We start from the raw sequence: 3,771 nt of genomic DNA, 5'->3' as shown, positions 1-3,771 counted from the left end.
GTGCTGGCCTGCAAGAAGATCCTGCATACGTTCGGGATCAAGCCACGGGCCTGGCGCGCAGCCCTGCCGGGTTTGCTGGACAGGTTCTACCGCCACGGCTGACGGTCGTGGGCACCCCCGTCATCGAGTGAACGCAATCACCTGTAGGAGCGAGCATGCTCGCGATGAGCCTGAGAACACCGCGGGGTGTCAGGCAGCCAACGTCAACGTTGACGACCATCGCGAGCAGGCTCGCTCCAACAGGGACGGGTCAGAACCTGTAACCCACACCCACCATGTAAATGAACGGATCCGCATCCACGTTCACCCGTGCCCGGGTGCCCGGTGCGACGGCGTCGTTTTCCACGGTGGCACGGGTGTCGATGTTGATGTAGCGCATCTGCGCGTTGATCAGGATGTTGTCGGTCAGCATGTAGTCGGCGCCGACCTGAAACGCCATGCCCCAGGAGTTCTTGGTGTTGAAGTTGCTGAAGCCATTGGCCCGCGCTTCGCTGCCCACATGCTCGTCGTACATCCAGGTGTAATTGATGCCTGCGCCGACATAGGGCTGGAAGGCGGATTTGGCGTCGAGCGGGTAATACACCAGGCTCAGGGTCGGCGGCAGTTGCTTGAAGCTGCCGAGCTTGCCATTGGCCGCGCTCAGGGCGGTGCCCTTGATTTTGACCTCGTGCTCGAACGGCGTGGCCGCCAGCAACTCGAGACCAAGGTGATCGGTGATCATGTAGGCGAAGTTCAGGCCCAGTTGCGTGTCGCTGCCAAGGGTCGCCTTGCCGCCCAGATCGGCACCGCGCAACGGGCCCTGATCGACCTTGACGCTGGAACTGTCGGTATTGGGATTGACGGTGATCGCACCGGCACGCACCAGGATGTCACCAGCCTGGTGAGCGTGAGCGAGCGGGGCTGCGATCGCCAGAGCAATCAGCGAGGCGCCGAGCAAGGACTTGTTCATGGGGGCTCCAAAGGACGTTAAAAATCTTTGATGTCCAATGGTAAGGCGCCTAACGATTCGGTCTTTTGACTCAGCTCAAGGAAACAGTGATGGGCTTTGATTTTGTGGGGTTTTTGGGGGCCTCTTCGCGAGCAAGCCCGCTCCCACAGGGCATTTGCATGCACCTTGAATCCCCTGTGGGAGCGGGCTTGCTCGCGAAGGCGAACTGCCGGACAGCACAAAAATCAGCGGAATTTCATTCCGGCAATTCATACAGGTAAATCTTGTCCGCCTCCATCTGATACCCGGCATCGGCCAATTCGCTGCTGGAGGCCTTGACCTGCAGGGGACCCTCGACCCAATACGGCTGATACAACTCGTCGACCTTCACCCCCACTTCGCTTTTGACGTGCACGATCTGGTTCGACGGCGGTGGCGGGACGTGGATGCAGGCGCCGAAATACGGCACCAGCAGGAACTCCGTGGTGCGCCCCTCTTCGTTCACTTCCAGCGGCACGATGTAACCGGGCAGGCGAATATCCTGACCATCGAGGGCCTTGACCACAGGCGCGTTGGGCATGTCCTGCCTGGCCGCCGGTGCGGATTCGGCCGCCAGCGCATCGCCCATTTTCGACAGGTCGTGCAGGGGCGTCATGTTCGGCACTTCCGGCATGGCGTCCGGCGGGATCATTTCCGACCAGGTCAGCTCTTTCGGCTCGGCTGCCCACAGCGGCAGGGCGATCACCATCAACAGCGCAAGCAGAGCGCGGGGCATCTTCAACGTCCTCATAATCGGATAGACAAGCCATCGGCCAGGGATTGGCGATACGCGCGCCAGGCCGGCACGCTGCCCATCAGCAGCGCGGCGATCAGAATGCCAGCAAGCAGCGTCCATTCATATTCACTTGGCCATGCCAGCGGCAGAAACAAGCCGTAATTGGCCTGCACGTAACCCTGTGCGGCGGCGATGCACACATACAGCAGCGCCACCCCGGCGACCACGCCCGCCAGCGCCAGGGCGAACGCTTCCAGTACCAGCAGGGTCGCGATGTGCCACGGCCGCGCACCCACCGAACGCAGAATCGCCATCTCGCGCCGGCGTTCGTTGAGGCTGGTGAGAATCGCCGTGAGCATGCCGATCAGCCCGGTCAACACCACGAACAGCGAGATCACGAACAAGGCTTTTTCCGCGGTGCCCATCAGGCTCCACAACTCTTGCAACGCCACGCCCGGCAGGATCGCCAGCAACGGTTCGCCACGGAATTCGTTGATCTCGCGCTGCAAGGCAAAAGTGGAAATCTTGCTGTTGAGGCCGAGCATGAACGCGGTGATCGCCTGTGGCGTCAGGTCCATGTTGCGCGCCTGATCGGCGGTGACGCGACCCTCGCCCCGGGCCGGTACGCCGTTGTGCCAGTCGATGTGAATGGCCTCCATGCCGCCCAGGCTGATGTGCAGCGTGCGGTCCACCGGGGTGCCGGTGCGTTTGAGAATGCCGACCACGGTGAACGGCTTGTCGTCATGCTTGACCAGGCTGATCGCCGCCACGCCATGGGCCAGCACCACGTTGTCACCGAGTTTGTAATGCAGCGCATCGGCCACTTCGGCCCCTAGCACCACTTCGAACGGATCGCTGGCGAAGGCGCGGCCGTCGGCCAGTTCCAGGTGTTGCTGACGACCGTACTGGTAGTGCTCGAAGTAGGCCTCGGTGGTGCCCATCACCCGATAGCCGCGATGCGAATCACCGAGGGACATGGGGATCGCCCACTTCACTTTCGGGTTGTTGGCGAAATGTTCGAAGCTGTCCCAACGGATGTTGTTGGTGGCATTGCCGATGCGAAACACCGAATACAACAGCAGGTTCACCGAGCCTGAGCGTGCGCCGACGATCAGGTCGGTGCCGCTGATGGTGCTGGCGAAACTGGCCTTGGCTTCGGTGCGCACGCGCTCCACGGCCAGCAGCAGGCAGACCGACAGGGCGATGGCGAACGCGGTGAGGATCGCGGTGAAGCGGCGGTTAGCCAGGCTGGCCATGGCTAGACGAAACAGATACATCTCAGACCTCTGCGGACGTGGCGGCGCGATTGAGTTCGGCCAGCGACAGGTGGCGATCGAACAGCGGTGCCAGGCTCTGGTCATGGCTGACGAACAACAGGCTCGACCCGGCCTCGCGGCATTCGGCGAACAGCAGGCGAATGAAGTTCTCGCGGGCGTCGTAGTCCAGGGCTGAGGTCGGTTCGTCGGCGATCACCAGTTCCGGCTGGCCAATCAAGGCTCGGGCGGCGGCGACCCGTTGCTGTTGGCCGATGGACAGCGAGTCGGCGCGACGACTGAGGATGTGCTCATCCTTCAAACCCAGGTGTGCGAGCAAGGTAGCGGCGGCTTTGTCGACACTGCCGTGGCGCTGCCTGGCCCGTTGTGCGCGCAACGTCGAGAAATGGCAGGGCAGTTCGACGTTCTCGCGCACCGACAAAAATGGCAGCAGGTTGAATTGCTGGAAGATGTAACCGGTGTGATCGACACGAAAGTGATCGCGGGCACCGGCCGACAGTTGCGTCAGCTCCTGGCCGAGCAGGCGAATGCTGCCGCGATCAGGCTTTTGCACACCGCCGAGCAGGCCCAGCAGGGTGGTCTTGCCACTGCCGCTTGGGCCCTTGAGGAACAAAGTTTCCCCCGGTTCCAGGCGAAAGCTCGGGATGTCCAGCAACGGCGGGTGACCGGGCCAACTGAAGCCCAGGTCGGACAGTTCGATGAGTGCTTGGGTCATGTGAAACCGGTCAGATTGATGGTGATCCCTGTGGGAGCGGGCTTGCTCGCGAATGCGGTGTGTCAGTCGACATCAGCGT

At 62.1% G+C, this 3,771-nt stretch carries 4 protein-coding genes and 1 pseudogene; 1 reads left to right on the top strand and 4 read right to left on the bottom strand.

Translation table 11 applies throughout. The features are described 5' to 3' along the window. Positions 1–102: pseudogene (locus B0W55_RS30655) on the top strand (NAD(P)-dependent oxidoreductase); the annotation flags it as partial. A gap of 148 nt (positions 103–250) precedes the next feature. On the opposite strand, the gene B0W55_RS29030 reads toward B0W55_RS30655, so the two are convergent. From B0W55_RS29030 to B0W55_RS29015, 4 genes are all read right to left on the bottom strand, one after another. Further along, entirely contained in the window at positions 251–949 is a 699-nt protein-coding gene (locus tag B0W55_RS29030) for an OmpW family protein (RefSeq protein WP_077049335.1), read from the bottom strand. Positions 950–1,184: 235 nt separating this feature from the next. Beyond that, on the bottom strand, positions 1,185–1,703 hold the full coding sequence (locus tag B0W55_RS29025) for a DUF3299 domain-containing protein (RefSeq protein WP_077049334.1): 519 nt from the start codon (positions 1,701–1,703) through the stop codon (positions 1,185–1,187). Positions 1,704–1,714: 11 nt separating this feature from the next. Continuing rightward, the gene (locus tag B0W55_RS29020) at positions 1,715–2,980 is read right to left on the bottom strand and encodes an ABC transporter permease (RefSeq protein ID WP_077049333.1); all 1,266 of its coding nucleotides are present in this window, start codon (positions 2,978–2,980) and stop codon (positions 1,715–1,717) included. A 1-nt stretch (position 2,981) separates the two neighbouring features. Then, positions 2,982–3,692, bottom strand: coding sequence for an ABC transporter ATP-binding protein (locus B0W55_RS29015; protein WP_077049332.1), 711 nt, complete (start codon positions 3,690–3,692; stop codon positions 2,982–2,984). Positions 3,693–3,771 lie beyond the last annotated feature (79 nt).

The organism is Pseudomonas sp. KK4, from assembly GCF_001984065.1.
GTDB lineage: Bacteria > Pseudomonadota > Gammaproteobacteria > Pseudomonadales > Pseudomonadaceae > Aquipseudomonas.
This window is presented reverse-complemented; position numbering and strand designations above follow the sequence as displayed.

Bases quoted from the DNA above. Each gene is read 5' to 3' on its own strand.
- B0W55_RS29020 (WP_077049333.1), bottom strand. From the start codon at position 2,980: ATGTATCTGTTTCGTCTAGCCATGGCCAGCCTGGCTAACCGCCGCTTC.
- B0W55_RS29025 (WP_077049334.1), bottom strand. From the start codon at position 1,703: ATGCCCCGCGCTCTGCTTGCGCTGTTGATGGTGATCGCCCTGCCGCTG.
- B0W55_RS29030 (WP_077049335.1), bottom strand. From the start codon at position 949: ATGAACAAGTCCTTGCTCGGCGCCTCGCTGATTGCTCTGGCGATCGCA.
- B0W55_RS29015 (WP_077049332.1), bottom strand. From the start codon at position 3,692: ATGACCCAAGCACTCATCGAACTGTCCGACCTGGGCTTCAGTTGGCCC.